Origin of the sequence: Bdellovibrio sp. HCB288, assembly GCF_047305935.1 — a bacterium.
Lineage (GTDB): Bacteria > Bdellovibrionota > Bdellovibrionia > Bdellovibrionales > Bdellovibrionaceae > Bdellovibrio.
On the sequence record NZ_CP178619.1, the window covers coordinates 514,263 to 529,257 of the forward strand.

Below are 14,995 nucleotides of genomic sequence, written 5' to 3' on the forward strand. Positions count from 1 at the left end.
CGCCGCTACTCTTCCGCAGGTTCTTCTGGAAGTTCTGCTTGAGGAGCCAGTTTGCGCGGAGGATTCGTCACTTGAGCTTGAACCTTCAAGTCACCTTCATCGCGGCCGCCTGGATACAGGCGTTTCTTTGCTTTTTGCGCCAATTCAGCCTCACGGCTCTCATCGCGTACAGCACCGGCTAACACTTCCTGAGCCAAAACTGTCTGGCCCAAAAAAGAAGTCATCAAAACAGAAACCAAGAAAAGACGGATCATAATTACCCCGTTTCCTGCGCTTGTGTTCACCGCGCATTTAAAAACTAATTGAGAAAGATGTCACCAGAAATGATGCAGAATTTTATCGCTTTAGGCAACCGGAAGCCGGCGATGAAACTTCATTGGGATTTGTCGACGAACTCCGTCAATTCTCTCTTTTGTAAGAGTGACCACGGCGTAACCCGCCTTGCGGCTCTCGACTTGCCCGACTATGGACCCCCACGGGTCGACAACCAGACTGTGACCATAGGTTTCCCGCACTCCACCATTTACGCCCATATGAGTTCCCCCTTGGGCGCTGGCGATTAAATAAGACTGACTCTCAATCGCACGAGCGCGCAACAAAATCTCCCAATGCGCCTCCCCGGTTTTCACCAAAAAGGCCGCAGGAACCAACAACAGATCCACTTCCTTGCGTGCGTATTGCGAAAACAACTCTGCGAAACGAATGTCGTAACAAATCGTTTCGCCAATGCGCCAACCATCCACTTCAATAATGCTGGGACGCTGACCATGACGGAATACATCTGATTCCCTGATGGGCTTTTGCCCTTCCAGGTGAATATCGAATAAATGCAGTTTTTGATACGTGGGTTTCACTTCCCCTTTGGGAGTGACCAACACTGAGGAATTATAAAGGTGTCCATCCAGCTGCAACGGCACTGAGCCCAGATGCAGATGAGTGTCGTACTTTTTTGCTAAGTCAGAAATTTTTGAAAACACGGTGTCCGTCAGAGCGAAACCAAGGATTTTCTCCCCTTCTTTCGTTCGCATGTAGAGACAGTTTTCCGGGAATCCCACCAGACGAGGCTTGTGGGATTTAAAGATATCTTCCAAGAGGGCTTCAATTTGCATCAGGTTCGCATCGACATCATCGATGGAGGTCATTTGCGCTACCGCAATCACCAACTCCGAACTCATAGATTCTCCTTCAGCGCCTGCCGAACAATCAGACTGGCAGACTACTCAACAGAAATAACCGTCGAGGAACGCGCTTCTTTTACGTCGCGGCAATTCCACTTGGCTTCTTCCAGTGTCTTACGAACTCCAGCGACGATTTCCTCGCAGGAACCCACATTGGTCGCAGAACCAATAGTCTGATCCACACCCTGTTTCGTGTAAATAGCTTTGCACTTTTCGTCAGAGCCTTGTTCCACACGCAGTGTGCGTACTGTTTTGTTGTGCTTGCAGAGAACCATAGCGTCGCCGATATCAGCGTAGGCTAGGGACGAAAAAAAAAGCACTGGCATCGCCATAGCGACCAGTGCTTTCTTGTATTTTTCCACTGTGATTTGGTCTCGTTTAATCAAGCTGCTCTCCTGTCTTAACAAGTTGGGATCCAGGTCTGTTCCAGGAACAAATGTTTCCTGAATCCAACTTAATTTTACGCAGCTATGTAGGAGACTAAAACGAAGAGATCACCTTTGAGACCAAATTTAGGCTTTATCCCGGGAAGGAATTGCCTATGTGGACTTTTGTTTAGCTGATTTCTTAGCTGGTTTTTTAGCAGCAGCTGCTTCAACCAATTTAACGTTAGAGTAATCGATGAAGCCTTCTTTTTTCAAAAGACCATCTTTTTTGTCATAGTGTGTTTGTACTTTCACACCTTGAACAGAGATTTTCATCGCGTTAGCGTCTACAGCCAAAACTGTGCCCTTCTTACCTTTGTCAGAGCCAGAGATAACTTGTACAGTTGCGCCTTTTTTGATTTTCAATTTCATTTTGTAGCCTCAATTATTTCTTAGAAGAGATTTTCTTTTTGATTCTCATCTTAACGGCCATTGCTCTTTTAGAAAGAGTCGCGTCGTTAGCACCCAAGATATAAGAATCAAATCCACCAACGTGTTCCATGTCACGAAGCGCAGAAGTTGCGATGTTCAAGCGAACCATAGCGTTCAAAGAACGGCTAAAGATGCGTTTTTTCTGAACATTTGGTTGTGCAGTTGTTTTAGTTTTGATGTTGGAGTGAGATACCAAGTTTTTTACAACTGGGCCTTTTCCAGTGATTTCACATTTGCTCATTACGTGCTCCTACTAGCTACAAGTCGAGGTCAGCGCCGCCCGACCCCAGGATTCTTTCCTGAAATTCAATAGGGACGCCGCAAACAAGAAACAACCATATAAAGTAAAAAGACACTTGATGGCAACTGTTTTTTCTTGTACACCCATTAACTCGCAAACCAAAAGGAACTCAAAAAGAGGGTACTCATGAAAAAGACAACTCGTAGCAAATATAGACAAGAATTCTCTGGCGACCACGTTTTCGATTACAAAGATCCAGCATCTTTGACTCGTTTTATCGGCGATGGTGGCAAAATCACTCCGTCTCGCATCTCTAAATTGTCCGTAGCTCAGCAAAAACGCGTGGCTGCAGCAGTTAAAAAAGCTCGTAACTTGGCTCTATTGCCATCTGGTACTGATGCTTACGATACATTCCACAGAGCTGAAGCTATCTCTCCAGTTCCTTTCGAGATCTAATTAGATCGAAATTTGAATAGAGCTTTCCTTTTGGAATTAAAAAAGCCGGGCAAAAACCCGGCTTTTTTATTTTTCCAACCCCTAAACGGCCTTTTTTCCCAGCCTATACCAACGTATTGCGGTGATAAGCATCATCACCATGTAAGATTTGCTCGACCAGCTGTGTAAAAACGGTCCCGGAACTCCCCAAAAAGTAAGCTGATCGAAGGGCACTCCCCAATTCAGCAAACGAATCCCTAAAATCGGCAGCGCAAAGATCACCCAAAACTGCAAAACCCCGGCATACCAGACGGCTTCCTTGAATTGAGCTTGCTTATGCTCCCAGGCCATCAAGCCCAGCGGCATAACCACAAACAACACTCCTGCAACCGTGGCTGCAATTTGTTTTTCTGAAATCGAGGCAAAAATCACGATCACGGCCACGATCACCAATGCTTGAATCACCAGGTATTCTAAAAATCTGTTTCGTCTCATATCCAAGAAGTTAGACCAGCATCGCAGACAACACAAGGCTCAGCGCCCGCCTATTTTGATTTGGCATCCGGAACGCTTGGCCACCCGGTTGCAATAACGTCCCTTCGTTAACTTTTAAACCTTAAACGAAGGATACAAATCATGACTCAACAACAAAACAACCTGCTTAAGCTGCAAACTGACCTTAGCCAATTTGGCTTAAACCCGACGGAATGGACTCTCGAAAAAGTCCAAGCCCTCACCTATTTGATCCGAAATAAATTAGACAAAAGCTTCGCCCTCAGCGGCACGCTTCAATTCAAAAACAGAACTCCCGCCTGGAAGTCCATTGCTCTAGTGGCTCTTTAATAATTATCGCAGCGAACAGAAAACAAGCTGCGATTCCAGATATCTTCCTCAGTCAGGACCTCTGAAGCCTTACGTGGTTCGACAGTTGAAACTGTCCCCTCGGGTGTCAGAGGGACCTCCTCCCCCGGAAGCTTGGCAGAAACTTTTTGACGAATTGCTGTCCAAGCTTCTTCTCCATTGGCTCTGACATAGGTGTTTTTCAGGCGACAGAAGGTCGAGATCTCAGCCTCCGTCAACCAACCGAATCTTTCAAATGTGCCCGGCTCTGGTGGCTTAATTCCCCACGCCAGACGCGCCATCAATTCGATACCGTCATTCAACGCCGAACCGACTTCTTTCACTCCATAAAGCTGACCCGCACATTGCGAGGATCCTTTGGTCACGGCCGCTGCCACGTTTTTTAAAGTCGAAAAGTACTCGTAGCAGGAACCGGCACTGTTCCCCAGCTGACATGCCTCTTTTTCGCGCACAATAGACGGTGGGATGGTGTTTTTCTTAACCTGAGTAGAGAAAAGCTGCCCCTTCAGGCTTTCGCGCAAGCCCTCTTCCTGGGTGTCACAGACTGTATGCGGCGGTTCCATGACCATAAATACGATGACGGCGATCAAAATCGCGCCTACAACAAGAACCGGCTTCGGTAACGAGTTCAAAAACTTATCCATGGAAAAAATGATACTTATATTACGCGTTAGAATCTAGCAGTTTGACAAGTGGGGCTGTTTTTCGTTAGGTTGCTGTCTCTGTCGGGGAGTAGCGCAGTCTGGTAGCGCATCTGGTTTGGGACCAGAGGGTCGTAGGTTCGAATCCTATCTCCCCGACCATTTAATTGATTTTTAAAAGCCTTTTGATGATTCAAAAGGCTTTTTTCGTTTCAGGGGTAATTATGTCTCATTCGCAAGATCCAAAAAATGAATCTCTGGTAGCCGACACTTCTGAACAACTCACAGCTGAGGCTGAGTTGCTTGAAGAAAACTTTGAGTCAGCTGACACGCTTGAAGATTTCACGAAGGTCCTTATGGAAAGCCTGACTTCGAAACTTCATGCGAATATTGACGAGATCTTTAAGCAGAATAAATAGCTCGTTAGCTCTAAATAAAAAATGCACTGAAGTCAGTGCGTTTTAATGAATGCTATATATATATCGATCACCAGTGACTATGGTAGCCGGCAATGGATAGCAGGTCGTTCATTAAAACTTCACTTGGCAATTCTCCGTCAACAATTACCTTCATGTGTGGACAAGCGGCTTCTGAAAGTAAAATCTCTGGCGGCTTTAAAATTGCGGGCCAGCTATAATTAGGGCCGGCAATCACTGTCGACCGAATAGCCTTAGTCCCCGTTTTGTGCGACATATGAGCAAGGCTAAAATTGGATTTTTCAATTGGCCGTACGCTTGAAGGAATCACGAAAATTAGCGGCTATTGCGGCGAACTCTCGTTTGATTTGTGAACGAAAATTACGCCGCCCTGCCAATACGGGGGATGATATGCCCAGAACTGGTAGCTATCAGCCTCAGCAATTGCGCCTCTAAGACAAATTCCAAACGGGCTTGCTCCTGTGTTACGCCAATCGGCTCTCTTATCTAATCTTAAGGGGTTCTTCTGGGCATCGTTAACAGATTCCAAAAAGATGAACTCTAAATAATTATCCTCAAACATGATTGCACGATTTGCAGTACCCTGTCCTGGATGGCGATTTCCTGGATATAACGTGAAACCCACATTAGTGGCTTTTTCGGCTTCCCCAGAAAGCTGTGATTCGCAAAAGCAAAATATGTGATCTAAAGTAAAGTTCGACATTAATAGACTCTAAATGGTAGGTCGATCACGGTCACTTAAAGAATGCTTTGCTTTGGGATTCAATCTTTTGAAATAGAAGTACAGAGCTAAAGTTATAAAGTGAAATGCAATAAGAGAATATTGATGACCAAAGATATTCATAAAACCAATGTAGGCTATGAGTTGTGATGCAGCGACTACGAGGAAAAGAGCAACTCCCCAGTTCTTTCGTCGCCACAGACCTACAGCCGCAACTATATCCATGGCAAAGAGATATAAAATCCAAGCCTTCCATACAAATGACATTTCACTAAACTTCAAACGAAGATCGAATAAATCTAGGACATGCAAGCTTCCGCCAATGAAGTAGAAAACGGCTAAGAATTTTAAATAGATTTTCATGGCGCAATAGTAAAATTAATTTTGAGAGAAGGTCAAAACCATTTCGTTCTTTTGCATAAACCATAAAAGAGCTACTCCACTCAATATCTTTAAGACTATGCATTTCTCTTAACAAGAATCCCCCCGCGCCACTTCTCCGCGAACCATGGAACCATGCCTGGAAAATTTCAGCGGTTTTGAAGGGAAAAACGGGAGAGGAAATTCTCGATACATACAACAGCGAACGTTGGCCCGTGGCTCAGAAGCTGCCTTCATTAACGGACAGATTATTTAGTTCAGCTTCGTCGTTTAATCCGATTATTCGAATGCTGCTAGGAGTTGTTTTTCCGTTAGTAGGCAAAGTAATAACCAGAGTGATGTAATTGCAAAATGTTGCGCACAACAATCATCTCTCGAGTTTCCATCAAGAGCCTTCCCTTGAAGTAGATGTAGCCGAATGGTGGGTTTCCTTTTTTCGTAGATGTGCTCTTTATTCCTGAAGCACTTTCCTTGCACACAGCTACGACGGAACCTTTAGAAATTCCTAATCTCTTTGAGATTTCAATGTGTGAGTAACCTTGCTCTCGCAACTTGAGTGCACGCGGTCGTTTTTCTTCAATGGTTTGGGCCACTTTATGACTGAGTATAGTAATTGTCTCTTTTCGTTGCGCTCCCAACCGAATTCCATATTCTACCCACCTTCATATATTTTTGTATTTTTGATACCTGCCACGCTTTAACCTTAGTCCAAAAACCAGCTACATTGTCCTAATTACTCCCCATAAAAAAACAAAAAATAATCTATAAACAATTTTTGTTTTCTTCCGATAAATATTTCGGAGAGTCCATGGCAAAGAAAAGTATTAAGCCGACAAAGGCAACTAAGGAAATTCGATTTGAATCGGCTAATCTCGAATCCCTGTATCCTGTTCTAGATGCAATTTCTTGGTTAGGAATGCCCGACACGAAGCAAATTGCTCAATTCGCTGGCGTAGACCCTAGGACTGCTGGAAAACTTTTAAAAAACTGCATACTAGTTGGCATCGTTGAATCTACCGCCAATGGAAACTATTCATTAAAACTTGCTTACCCATTCAAAGGGTCAAACGAGCAAAAAACTGCCGCTATCAAAGAAGCATTATTGAGAATGCCCTTAGTGATTAATATTCGACAATTCGTTTCCTTAGGCGACAATCTTGAAAGTGCACTAAGAAAAGCAGCTACCGTAATTGGCATTGATGATTTTGAACCATCAAATTTTGCCGCACTTCTAAAATGGGCAAACCATTTAAAAGTATTAGAGCCTCATTTTAGTGTCGAGGAGATGGTAGACGAAGCTGTCGCACAAAAAGAGAACCGCCATAGAAACAAGACACAGAAAATTGTTGCGTTTCTCTCCCATAGCTCAAAAGACAAACCCTTTATTCGCCAGCTTGCCGCAGATTTAGAAAGCGAGGGGGTCAGCGTGTGGTTAGATGAGCAACGTATTCTAGTGGGAGACTCTATTTCGGAGAAAATCGGACAAGGCCTGGCTGAGTCCGATTATTTTTTAATCGCACTGAGTGATGCATCGATGAGCTCAGAGTGGGTAAAAAAGGAATTAAGTGCCGCTCTTCTTTCAGAAATTGAAAAACGTCAGGTCGGAGTCTTGCCAATAAAACTCAGCGAGTGCGAAATTCCAAATCTTATCAAAGACAAAAAATATGCCGATTTCTCAAAATCCTATAAACAAGGCTTAAAAGACTTATTGGCTGCAATGAAAACAAAGGAAAGCGACGATGTCAGATAATAAAAAGAAAACCCCTCCCAAAGGCGGTCGCAAAGGGGGAACTTTATTCCCGAAAATTAACTTAAAGGCAGCAGTTGGCTACGCAAAAAGAATAGTCGCTAAAACTCACACAGGCCCACAATCAGAAAATATTCTGCTTAAAGGGGTATTTAACAATTCTGGCCCCGGTGGAAAGATAAAAGCGTCTGCGCTCAAACAATACAGTCTTCTGGAGGGAGAAGCCATGGCCTATCGCGCCACCGATCTAGCAAAATCGATAAACTCAGCTCCTGAAGATGAAGTAAGTCCATTTTTAAAAAATGCGTGCCTCACACCCAAAATTTTCAAAACATTATTCGACACGTTTCAAGGTGACGAAGTAACGAGAGCAAAAATTAAACAACAAGCATTAGCTCAAGGTGTTCACCCCGAGTCTGGGGAAGAATGTGTTTCTATTTTTATTGCTTCTTTAGAGTATGCGGGCCTCGCGACAATAGATCAGGATATGGTCACTCTTAGCATGGCAAATGTGAGTGATGCTTCTGCTACCGAAGAGGAAGAGGATGAAATTACAGAAGAAACGGAAAGTACGCTTACCGATGAAAATGAAAAAAGTAAGCAATCACCAATAAACAAAAGAAATTTGGATCCTATGCCACCCTTTGAATCGAATGGCTCAGTTAAGGCACTTGTTCAAGTGAACATCACCCTTGATTCATCTATGGATACAGAAAAACTGGAAAAACAATTGAGATTACTTAAACAGTTTGGGGCAATTTAAAAAGATCTATAAAAAATCCCATTAGGAGTTGATATCTCTCTAATGGGATTAACACGCAGGTCTCTACATGAATTCTGAAACGTCTGCTCCAAAAGCATCGGCGATACGCTTGATCGTTTTGAATTGTGGTCGATATTTAGCTCTCTCGATATTGGAAATATATCTTCTATCTAGCCCAGTTAGCTCTGCAACATCTTCTTGAGTTTTTAAACCCAATCGATTTTTATGTTTTAGATATGCAGTTAAGAACTTAGATGAAAAATTCTTTTCTTCTACACTGCTATCCTTGAGCTCTAACTGTTGATCGATATCATCAATACTCATTGAATCTTCAGCAATTGTCTTACGACTTCTCACTCGATTGATCGACTCCATTATTTCAACAGCGGTATCTAATATATTATTTAATTCATCGACCTCATCCTCATCTAGCCCGGTCTCAGCTTTTTTAACTCGCAAGCTTTCTGCTTCTTCCATAAGTGACGCGATGGCTTTATGTTGATTTTGCATGAAATCGAAGAACGCTTTAGCCTCTTCACATTTCTTGGACGTTTCGGAGGCCGCCTGCATTATATAGGCATATACGTTTTCTGGATTTATTTCCTCTGGCTTAACTAATTTTAAATTAGCGTCCATCTTTACCTCCTTTGATAACTTTGAGCTGCGGTTTCTGTTGCTGTAGCATCTTTTCTTCGTACATTTTAATTTCCAATTCAATTTCGCGAACAAATGCTTCGACTGCAGTGATATCCGTCTGGGTTAATTTATTGGTTTTTTTTGCAATCACCTTAAAAATCCACATAATTTTTCGAACATCATCTTGATAAACAAAAACACGAATCCATTTTCCTTCGACAAAATCGAAGTTAAATTTGAATGCTCCAGCGACTTTTTCGTAATCAAATATGTCTTTCGTCTCAGGCCAGTATTTTAACTGCTTGAGCTCTTCTACGATTGAACGCTTTGCCTCTGCTGATAAACCAAGCTTCTCGCCATCTTTCCTGGCTTTCTTGGTGACATTGATTAGATATCTTACGCTATATTCATTGCTCATAAAAAGATCGTGCTATAAATTGCTACAAAAAGCAATAAAAGTCAATAAAATATTTCCCAAAAGGTATAGAAAGTATGCCAGATCGCATATATTTAACTTAATGGAGATTATACAGTAGGCCCCCAAAACTGCCAAAGCGTCTTTCCAAAACCATCCCCACTTTCAATCTCAATCCAATTCAAGACAGCTTCCATTCCTGCTCATACTCAGTCCATGTTTCGACTTCCTTCATTTTTAGCCTGTGGATGGCGAGTATTAGTGATAATCTTTGATTGACGCTTCCATAAGTTAGAAATAGCGCTGATTCACTCATTCCATAAGTCTGCGAAGAAAGCATCTTTTCAAATGCAATAATCACGCGAACTCTGAAAAAGCTATGAAATAGGAAGCGATTCTTGGACAACCTAACCCAATCAAGCAGATCACTTAATGCAGCCACAACGGACTTCAACGCATCAACAGTCAGCTCGTCGGTTGTTGTATTGAATGTTAAAGTCCCGGCCTCACAGAGATCACCGTAACGAACAATCGCAACCCCTCCTTCAACATTATTGTTCCGATTCCTAATATAAGAGAGGCCAATTTCAATTGATTTACAATGACGCTCAAAAGTCTTTTCACGCTCCTCCACTTCCATTGCTCTCGTTTGTAAATATAAAGTTAAAAATTACAAAAGGAATTCCGGCAAAGCTGACGATGCCGCTAACCCATTGTCCAAAATTTGCTAATCCCTGTGAGCATAGAGAGCCGATTGAGGAAATGCCAACGGATAAAAAATGACAGCCACCAACCCCAAGCCGACCAAAGTCACGAATATTTTCAAATTGCATTTGCTAATCACCCCAACCTCCTTCATGTAAACAAAATATTAATTTCTTAAACCAGAGGAGGCAATTCAGAAAAATTTAGATGCTCCCCAATTTGAAGTTCGCGCCTCATACAACAAATTTGCTTGAGCCGTCAAAATAGCTCGAGAAATGTCATCTATGTGGGAAGCGCCACTCCAAGCCAAGATAACTGCGATGCTCCATTGAACAAGACCGTTAAGACTCATTACTTATCCCCATTGATAGCTATCTGTTTGGATTCAAACCTTGCGACGATCTTCTTAACCGCCTTATTGTGCCACGCCTTAGCCTTTCGAGGCTTTAGCCTCTTCGCATTGAGGTAATGAGTGATTTCATTGGCACCACACCCCTGTCTCCATTGGCGATGAATTTTGAGTAATACGTCGTACTCAACCGGGTTCTCGACCAAGTGTCCTTGAAAGTAACAATACCCAAACAGCGGTGGACTTTTCTTATTTCGATTTCTCCATCGCACAACGTCCTCAGGGGAAGGATCCTTTGGACTAAATTCCACGCCAGCCTTGAGCAAGTAATTTCTGGCTGTGGTTTTGGAGATATTCAGTTCTTTGCAGATATCGCGTAAAGAAAGGCCTTTTTTATATAGCTCTGCACCTTCTCTCGAATTATCTTTCTTTATTTGAAAATATATCTTAATAAAATCAACGATTTGAAAAGGTTCGCATAATGGATGAACTGGGGCGACCATTATATGTATTATGTGAACCCTGGGACGACGAGTTCCGGGGTTTTTCTTTTTTAGCTCCCTCACGGAAACGTCCGGCAGCCTCGATAACATCTGCCTCGGCACGAGTATTCATACCGAGCCAACATTGCTTTTAGAAGAATACCGATAGCGAGTCATTGTGTTGCACTCCCGTCCCGACAGGGACCCCCGAGAGCTAGTAAAGCCGCAGGCCATTCTTCGACCATAACTGTCTAAATATTTAACACAGACTCTCGGCCTTCCTTGGAAAATAATGGTGTTTGTTTGAGCCAACGAGCCCGAATCTCATTTAGATGGATTTGATTCAACTGGGTCCGTTTTTGCACTGATCTTCAAGGATGGGCGGCTTTGTACCGCAAATTCAATGGAGATACCGATGAATAAGCCAATGACCGTTGTCCTTGTAGCAGCTCTCTCTTTTGGAGGCGTAACGGCACTTCTTCCGACATTCTCATTGGCCGCTCCCACCCAGAAATCCCAATCCGGCATGAAGGGAATCCAGCTTGATGCGAACGCCGTGGTGCCTGAAATTGTGGCTCTGGGAATTCAACCACAAGTTTACAAGGTCATGCCTCCTCGCTTAAAAGAACAATCATACGAGGAAGACCAATATGTTCTGCATATCATTCTTGGCCACTTGACCGTTGATCAGTTCGAAGAGCTTAATTCTCTTTATGGCGCTCATAGTTTCGTTCAATATGACTCTAAGAAAAACTACAACCTTATTGATTTCCTACCCCGGGCTATCCAAGCCACTGTGAATAAAACCTTTACTCAAACTGCTATTAGCGGCTTTCCTTTAGGTGAGGTCGAAACTTCTGAGGATATTAAGGCTGATCTTTGGCCTCTTCAAAAGAATGGCGTGGGCTTTTTCACGAATTGCTGGGGTACAACGATTGAGGTTTTAAGATCACTACGTTCAGATGACGTGGTGATCCCCTACACTTTGTCCTGGCCATCTCGTGAGACGGCGGATGAATACTTTAAAGACGATATATACAGTTCAAAAACTAAAGAATCTGCCCTTCAGTTCGGTGATGTTCTGGTCGTTTCACAGAAGTCTGGCACTGATGTGGTGATTCAGCACACGGCATTCATCATCAACAAATCAGTTGTGTTTGAAAAAACCGACACAATGGATGACGACCCTTATCGTCTTTCTTTACGTGCAGATGTTTTAAGTAAGTACAAACGAATCTTTGAAGGCGACGAGGTTTTTAAATATCGCCATTTTAGCTCGGACAAAGAAGTTATACCCACTCAAAATGCTCTCAATCCTAATACATTTTTTATTCCTGAGGCGCTTAGGATTCTGCTCCAAACACTGCCTGAAATTCCAATCAATAATCTTACTATGGGTTGCGAAATCGGGTTTGGCGGAGGTTGCGATCTGACGACAACTGAAATCCATGTCATCAACGTGGTCACAAATCCACAAACAGGACTCGGAACTTTGAGCGGCGATCCTAAAGTTTTAAAACACTTCCGCCCTCTTTAAAAAAAGGCCCTGGTGCGAGCTGCGCAACAGGGCTGTTGAATCATCGAGATGGGTTCGCGACTTTACTTCATGTAAACCATAATAACAGCATTGGATGATTTGGCTTTTCTGCCCATGAAACCTGTTTCATCCGTCGTACGCGGAGCGGCCCCTGAGGTTTCCATTGCAGTTTTTGTTTTTGCAGTATCGGTTTTGATAAACTTTTGAAGAGCATTTGGGCGCTCTGTCATATTGTATGTTTCCACCGAGCTCACTTTTAACTCATCTTTGATAAAGTCTTTCATCACACGAGCACGATCGTTGGCTAACTTCACATCCTGCTTGGAGGCCTTCGTGCCTTCGGTCGGATATTCGCGGTCAGCCCATACAGCCACTTTCAATTCGTCAATTTTGCCCTTCTTGCTGGCTTCGCTCACCATATTGCGGATGTCGGTTTTTGCCGTTTCAGTCAAAGTGGATTTGCCTTCCTCAAATGAAACCTCCGAAACCATTTTCGCACCCAGTGCCTTGCTGGCAGATTCCGTTTCAGCATCCAATGCGAATGCCGTATTCGTCGCAAAGCTTGCAATGATAACCAAAGAACCGAACATAGATTTGAAATTCATTACGTACTCCTTTGTTAAATTCTGTAATGAAATACTGCCTAGGTTTGCCTTAAAAGCCTATTGCCACCATTGTGTTTATTGGCACGTCCATGTCATCCCCGGGCCTTGAAGTTGCAATTACTAAATGTATGAAAACCAAATCGCACCTATCTGGTCTAAAACTGAAGACGGCGTATTGGCTGTTCACATTTTTGACAGCTGTATTGCCAATTCACTCCCATGGAGCCCATAGCTGCGAGCATGTTTTTGCCGAGGAAATCCAGTCGGTACCCCGGGGCTTCTATAAACGCCTGGTCAGTAAAAGCTTGTTGGAACAATCAGCCACTACAGATTTAATAAAGGCCAATATTGCAAAACTCGCGGAAGCCGTTCTGCATGCAAACTCAAGGGAAATCGAATCGGGCCGCGCTTACAATCGCCTGCGTATGACCGACTTTGCGGTCGAGGAAGTAAAGCTAATTCCGGGTCAGTACGTTGATGGCTATGGCATTTTCATCGTCAAGCTACGCAGTAAACTGGATGGCGATATAGAGTTTGAACGAATTCGCTCCAACGGGCAGGCGGCCTTTATCGAACGCTCGTTTCAATTTCGTCAGGACTTGAAAAGCATAGATCCTGTCGTCAAACGCTTCAAAGCGGCCTACCTGGAAAACGACTCAATAACGACTGTCGATCAAGGAGAGGTGCTGATCTCCAGCCTCCCAGAGCAAATTAAACTATCCCGGGTGATGAGTCAACAAGAGCGCGAATTGTGGTTGAATAATCAGCCCTTTAAGATTGGCCTCTTTGGCGCCCGAACTCATTTTGCCGTGAACTATTTCAAGTTTCAAAAACAAGAGCCCTACATGATCCCCTATTCCAAACAGCAACTGCTGGAGGCGTATCGCCGCGGAGAAATCGAAATCAACACCTACGACTCCATCTCTCACATGGAAATGTGGCATGGAAAAATTGATCTGGAATTTGAAATTGTCTTCACCGGATTCAAAGCCATGGATGCATTACGTCCTTTATTGAAGGAATCCCTCCAGCAAGACATCCTGCCGTTTCAGTGATTGCGATACTTTGACTACTTTATTTTTTCCGCAGGACCAGGAATGGTTTCGCGGCTATCCAGCACTTGTCCGTCGCGGAAGATCCATAGACTGCCCGGTTTCATCGGGGTCCAAGTTTCGTTATTCGTGAGAGGTGTTGTTGCAATTATGGCGACTCGATCCAAAGGAGTCGTCACTGAGTTGAAATCAACCTTCAAATCTTCATCTTTAAGTTCCGCCGTCAGGAAGGGGGCTTTTCTGACGATATAGGTCAGGTTCGTGGAAGCGTGGGCTATTAAATAGTCCCCGTTAGTTAAAAGAAAATTGAATTCCCCATGGGGGCTGATCTGCAATGTCAGTTCATGAATGATTGCAAACAGTTTGTCTTGATCCGGAAACACATCTCCGAATTTCTGCTGCAGTCCTTGCATGATCCAACAAAAAGCTTTTTCACTGTCGGTGGTTCCCACCGGACGAAATGTTCCATCCAACACAGGATCAAAGTTCAAAATATTTCCATTATGCGCAAAGACCCAGTAACTCCCCCACAGTTCACGCATGAAGGGGTGCGTGTTTTCCAACGACACCACTCCTTGCGTGGCTTTGCGAATGTGCGCGATGACGTTGGTGGATTTGATCGGATAATTTCGCACAAGTTCAGCTACGGGCGAATGAGCCGATGGCAATGGATCCAGAAACTGGCGCACGCCCTTGCCTTCAAAGAAGGCAATTCCCCAACCATCCTGGTGCACGTCCGTGCGCCCGCCCCGAGCCTTAAAACCCGAAAACGAAAAGCAGATATCCGTGGGTACGTTGCAGTTCATTCCCAATAACTGGCACATCAAATGCTCCCTGATAACTTATTGATAGTGCCAAGTTTTTTTTGATATTTTAAGTATTATCATGCACTTACAGGACTCTCTGGACTAATTATGGGGGCACTTCAAGTTTTCGCCACCAGTCAAAAGTC

23 protein-coding genes and 1 tRNA gene are annotated in these 14,995 nt (G+C 43.7%); 9 read left to right on the forward strand and 15 right to left on the reverse strand.

Translation table 11 applies throughout. The annotated features are described in order from the left end of the window. Nucleotides 1-5: 5 nt before the first annotated feature. From ACLVWR_RS02470 to rpmB, 5 genes are all read right to left on the reverse strand, one after another. Nucleotides 6-254: a hypothetical protein gene (locus ACLVWR_RS02470; protein WP_413575543.1), complete on the reverse strand. Its 249-nt coding sequence runs from the start codon at nucleotides 252-254 to the stop codon at nucleotides 6-8. A gap of 90 nt (nucleotides 255-344) precedes the next feature. After that, a complete protein-coding gene (locus ACLVWR_RS02475) occupies nucleotides 345-1,175 on the reverse strand; it encodes a carbon-nitrogen hydrolase family protein (protein WP_413582375.1) in 831 nt (276 codons plus the stop codon). A 41-nt stretch (nucleotides 1,176-1,216) separates the two neighbouring features. Further along, entirely contained in the window at nucleotides 1,217-1,564 is a 348-nt protein-coding gene (locus ACLVWR_RS02480; protein ID WP_413582377.1) for a hypothetical protein, read from the reverse strand. Between the two features lie 153 nt (nucleotides 1,565-1,717). Beyond that, nucleotides 1,718-1,975, reverse strand: coding sequence for a KOW motif-containing protein (locus ACLVWR_RS02485; protein ID WP_142701240.1), 258 nt, complete (start codon nucleotides 1,973-1,975; stop codon nucleotides 1,718-1,720). Nucleotides 1,976-1,988: 13 nt separating this feature from the next. Further along, nucleotides 1,989-2,276, reverse strand: a complete 288-nt coding sequence (rpmB, locus tag ACLVWR_RS02490) for a 50S ribosomal protein L28 (RefSeq protein WP_340596459.1) — start codon at nucleotides 2,274-2,276, stop codon at nucleotides 1,989-1,991. A 186-nt stretch (nucleotides 2,277-2,462) separates the two neighbouring features. Here rpmB and rpsR point away from each other — a divergent pair, with 186 nt between their 5' ends. Next, on the forward strand, nucleotides 2,463-2,732 hold the full coding sequence (gene rpsR / locus ACLVWR_RS02495; protein WP_142701242.1) for a 30S ribosomal protein S18: 270 nt from the start codon (nucleotides 2,463-2,465) through the stop codon (nucleotides 2,730-2,732). Between the two features lie 81 nt (nucleotides 2,733-2,813). Here the strand turns inward: rpsR and ACLVWR_RS02500 are convergent, their stop codons facing one another. Next, nucleotides 2,814-3,176 (reverse strand): hypothetical protein, encoded by a 363-nt coding sequence (locus tag ACLVWR_RS02500; RefSeq protein WP_413582378.1) that lies wholly within the window; start codon nucleotides 3,174-3,176, stop codon nucleotides 2,814-2,816. 171 nt (nucleotides 3,177-3,347) lie between these two features. On the opposite strand from ACLVWR_RS02500, the gene ACLVWR_RS02505 reads away from it, so the two are divergent. Further along, entirely contained in the window at nucleotides 3,348-3,554 is a 207-nt protein-coding gene (locus tag ACLVWR_RS02505) for a hypothetical protein (RefSeq protein WP_413582379.1), read from the forward strand. On the opposite strand, the gene ACLVWR_RS02510 is transcribed toward ACLVWR_RS02505, so the two are convergent. Beyond that, nucleotides 3,551-4,216, reverse strand: a complete 666-nt coding sequence (locus tag ACLVWR_RS02510) for a hypothetical protein (RefSeq protein ID WP_413582380.1) — start codon at nucleotides 4,214-4,216, stop codon at nucleotides 3,551-3,553. The two genes, ACLVWR_RS02505 and ACLVWR_RS02510, sit on opposite strands and share 4 nt — an antisense overlap. Before the next feature lie 82 nt (nucleotides 4,217-4,298). Here ACLVWR_RS02510 and ACLVWR_RS02515 point away from each other — a divergent pair. Further along, nucleotides 4,299-4,375, forward strand: a tRNA-Pro gene (locus ACLVWR_RS02515). Between the two features lie 62 nt (nucleotides 4,376-4,437). Next, nucleotides 4,438-4,632, forward strand: a complete 195-nt coding sequence (locus tag ACLVWR_RS02520) for a hypothetical protein (protein WP_413582381.1) — start codon at nucleotides 4,438-4,440, stop codon at nucleotides 4,630-4,632. Between the two features lie 340 nt (nucleotides 4,633-4,972). Here ACLVWR_RS02520 and ACLVWR_RS02525 read toward each other — a convergent pair whose 3' ends face one another. Both ACLVWR_RS02525 and ACLVWR_RS02530 read right to left on the reverse strand, forming a co-directional pair. Then, nucleotides 4,973-5,353 (reverse strand): VOC family protein, encoded by a 381-nt coding sequence (locus ACLVWR_RS02525; RefSeq protein ID WP_413582382.1) that lies wholly within the window; start codon nucleotides 5,351-5,353, stop codon nucleotides 4,973-4,975. A 9-nt stretch (nucleotides 5,354-5,362) separates the two neighbouring features. Continuing rightward, the gene (locus ACLVWR_RS02530; protein WP_413582383.1) at nucleotides 5,363-5,734 is read right to left on the reverse strand and encodes a hypothetical protein; all 372 of its coding nucleotides are present in this window, start codon (nucleotides 5,732-5,734) and stop codon (nucleotides 5,363-5,365) included. 176 nt (nucleotides 5,735-5,910) lie between these two features. On the opposite strand from ACLVWR_RS02530, the gene ACLVWR_RS02535 reads away from it, so the two are divergent. The 3 genes from ACLVWR_RS02535 (at nucleotide 5,911) to ACLVWR_RS02545 (ending at nucleotide 8,262) form a co-directional block, all read left to right on the forward strand. Further along, a complete protein-coding gene (locus tag ACLVWR_RS02535; RefSeq protein ID WP_413582384.1) occupies nucleotides 5,911-6,096 on the forward strand; it encodes a hypothetical protein in 186 nt (61 codons plus the stop codon). A gap of 464 nt (nucleotides 6,097-6,560) precedes the next feature. Beyond that, complete coding sequence (locus tag ACLVWR_RS02540) at nucleotides 6,561-7,502, forward strand: toll/interleukin-1 receptor domain-containing protein (RefSeq protein ID WP_413582385.1); 942 nt, start codon at nucleotides 6,561-6,563, stop codon at nucleotides 7,500-7,502. Then, complete coding sequence (locus ACLVWR_RS02545; protein ID WP_413582386.1) at nucleotides 7,492-8,262, forward strand: hypothetical protein; 771 nt, start codon at nucleotides 7,492-7,494, stop codon at nucleotides 8,260-8,262. Before ACLVWR_RS02540 ends, ACLVWR_RS02545 begins: the two co-directional genes overlap by 11 nt. 63 nt (nucleotides 8,263-8,325) lie before the next feature. Here ACLVWR_RS02545 and ACLVWR_RS02550 read toward each other — a convergent pair whose 3' ends face one another. The 4 genes from ACLVWR_RS02550 to ACLVWR_RS02565 form a co-directional block, all read right to left on the reverse strand. After that, nucleotides 8,326-8,898 carry a helix-turn-helix domain-containing protein gene (locus ACLVWR_RS02550; protein WP_413582387.1) on the reverse strand — a complete coding sequence of 191 codons (573 nt, stop codon included), beginning with the start codon at nucleotides 8,896-8,898 and terminating at the stop codon, nucleotides 8,326-8,328. Then, on the reverse strand, nucleotides 8,888-9,316 hold the full coding sequence (locus ACLVWR_RS02555) for a hypothetical protein (protein WP_413582388.1): 429 nt from the start codon (nucleotides 9,314-9,316) through the stop codon (nucleotides 8,888-8,890). The genes ACLVWR_RS02550 and ACLVWR_RS02555 overlap by 11 nt, the downstream gene beginning before the upstream one ends. Before the next feature lie 178 nt (nucleotides 9,317-9,494). Next, a complete protein-coding gene (locus ACLVWR_RS02560) occupies nucleotides 9,495-9,953 on the reverse strand; it encodes a hypothetical protein (RefSeq protein WP_413582389.1) in 459 nt (152 codons plus the stop codon). Beyond that, nucleotides 9,934-10,146 carry a hypothetical protein gene (locus ACLVWR_RS02565; protein ID WP_413582390.1) on the reverse strand — a complete coding sequence of 71 codons (213 nt, stop codon included), beginning with the start codon at nucleotides 10,144-10,146 and terminating at the stop codon, nucleotides 9,934-9,936. The genes ACLVWR_RS02560 and ACLVWR_RS02565 overlap by 20 nt, the downstream gene beginning before the upstream one ends. A gap of 1,118 nt (nucleotides 10,147-11,264) precedes the next feature. On the opposite strand from ACLVWR_RS02565, the gene ACLVWR_RS02570 reads away from it, so the two are divergent. Beyond that, nucleotides 11,265-12,386 carry a hypothetical protein gene (locus ACLVWR_RS02570; RefSeq protein ID WP_413582391.1) on the forward strand — a complete coding sequence of 374 codons (1,122 nt, stop codon included), beginning with the start codon at nucleotides 11,265-11,267 and terminating at the stop codon, nucleotides 12,384-12,386. 62 nt (nucleotides 12,387-12,448) lie between these two features. Here the strand turns inward: ACLVWR_RS02570 and ACLVWR_RS02575 are convergent, their stop codons facing one another. Continuing rightward, nucleotides 12,449-12,991 carry a hypothetical protein gene (locus tag ACLVWR_RS02575; protein WP_413582392.1) on the reverse strand — a complete coding sequence of 181 codons (543 nt, stop codon included), beginning with the start codon at nucleotides 12,989-12,991 and terminating at the stop codon, nucleotides 12,449-12,451. Between the two features lie 128 nt (nucleotides 12,992-13,119). Here ACLVWR_RS02575 and ACLVWR_RS02580 point away from each other — a divergent pair, with 128 nt between their 5' ends. Continuing rightward, a complete protein-coding gene (locus ACLVWR_RS02580; protein ID WP_413582393.1) occupies nucleotides 13,120-14,046 on the forward strand; it encodes a hypothetical protein in 927 nt (308 codons plus the stop codon). 14 nt (nucleotides 14,047-14,060) lie between these two features. On the opposite strand, the gene ACLVWR_RS02585 is transcribed toward ACLVWR_RS02580, so the two are convergent. Further along, a complete protein-coding gene (locus ACLVWR_RS02585; protein ID WP_413582394.1) occupies nucleotides 14,061-14,867 on the reverse strand; it encodes a class II glutamine amidotransferase in 807 nt (268 codons plus the stop codon). Nucleotides 14,868-14,995: the final 128 nt, after the last annotated feature.

Excerpts from the sequence above, each read along its gene's own strand:
- ACLVWR_RS02550 (WP_413582387.1), bottom strand. The coding sequence starts at position 8,898 with ATGGACGCTAATTTAAAATTAGTTAAGCCAGAGGAAATAAATCCAGAA.
- ACLVWR_RS02580 (WP_413582393.1), top strand. The coding sequence starts at position 13,120 with ATGAAAACCAAATCGCACCTATCTGGTCTAAAACTGAAGACGGCGTAT.
- ACLVWR_RS02475 (WP_413582375.1), bottom strand. The coding sequence starts at position 1,175 with ATGAGTTCGGAGTTGGTGATTGCGGTAGCGCAAATGACCTCCATCGAT.
- ACLVWR_RS02530 (WP_413582383.1), bottom strand. The coding sequence starts at position 5,734 with ATGAAAATCTATTTAAAATTCTTAGCCGTTTTCTACTTCATTGGCGGA.
- ACLVWR_RS02570 (WP_413582391.1), top strand. The coding sequence starts at position 11,265 with ATGAATAAGCCAATGACCGTTGTCCTTGTAGCAGCTCTCTCTTTTGGA.
- ACLVWR_RS02565 (WP_413582390.1), bottom strand. The coding sequence starts at position 10,146 with ATGCAATTTGAAAATATTCGTGACTTTGGTCGGCTTGGGGTTGGTGGC.
- rpsR (WP_142701242.1), top strand. The coding sequence starts at position 2,463 with ATGAAAAAGACAACTCGTAGCAAATATAGACAAGAATTCTCTGGCGAC.
- ACLVWR_RS02470 (WP_413575543.1), bottom strand. The coding sequence starts at position 254 with ATGATCCGTCTTTTCTTGGTTTCTGTTTTGATGACTTCTTTTTTGGGC.
- ACLVWR_RS02485 (WP_142701240.1), bottom strand. The coding sequence starts at position 1,975 with ATGAAATTGAAAATCAAAAAAGGCGCAACTGTACAAGTTATCTCTGGC.
- ACLVWR_RS02575 (WP_413582392.1), bottom strand. The coding sequence starts at position 12,991 with ATGAATTTCAAATCTATGTTCGGTTCTTTGGTTATCATTGCAAGCTTT.
- ACLVWR_RS02525 (WP_413582382.1), bottom strand. The coding sequence starts at position 5,353 with ATGTCGAACTTTACTTTAGATCACATATTTTGCTTTTGCGAATCACAG.
- ACLVWR_RS02505 (WP_413582379.1), top strand. The coding sequence starts at position 3,348 with ATGACTCAACAACAAAACAACCTGCTTAAGCTGCAAACTGACCTTAGC.
- rpmB (WP_340596459.1), bottom strand. The coding sequence starts at position 2,276 with ATGAGCAAATGTGAAATCACTGGAAAAGGCCCAGTTGTAAAAAACTTG.
- ACLVWR_RS02560 (WP_413582389.1), bottom strand. The coding sequence starts at position 9,953 with ATGGAAGTGGAGGAGCGTGAAAAGACTTTTGAGCGTCATTGTAAATCA.
- ACLVWR_RS02520 (WP_413582381.1), top strand. The coding sequence starts at position 4,438 with ATGTCTCATTCGCAAGATCCAAAAAATGAATCTCTGGTAGCCGACACT.
- ACLVWR_RS02585 (WP_413582394.1), bottom strand. The coding sequence starts at position 14,867 with ATGTGCCAGTTATTGGGAATGAACTGCAACGTACCCACGGATATCTGC.
- ACLVWR_RS02510 (WP_413582380.1), bottom strand. The coding sequence starts at position 4,216 with ATGGATAAGTTTTTGAACTCGTTACCGAAGCCGGTTCTTGTTGTAGGC.
- ACLVWR_RS02540 (WP_413582385.1), top strand. The coding sequence starts at position 6,561 with ATGGCAAAGAAAAGTATTAAGCCGACAAAGGCAACTAAGGAAATTCGA.
- ACLVWR_RS02545 (WP_413582386.1), top strand. The coding sequence starts at position 7,492 with ATGTCAGATAATAAAAAGAAAACCCCTCCCAAAGGCGGTCGCAAAGGG.
- ACLVWR_RS02555 (WP_413582388.1), bottom strand. The coding sequence starts at position 9,316 with ATGAGCAATGAATATAGCGTAAGATATCTAATCAATGTCACCAAGAAA.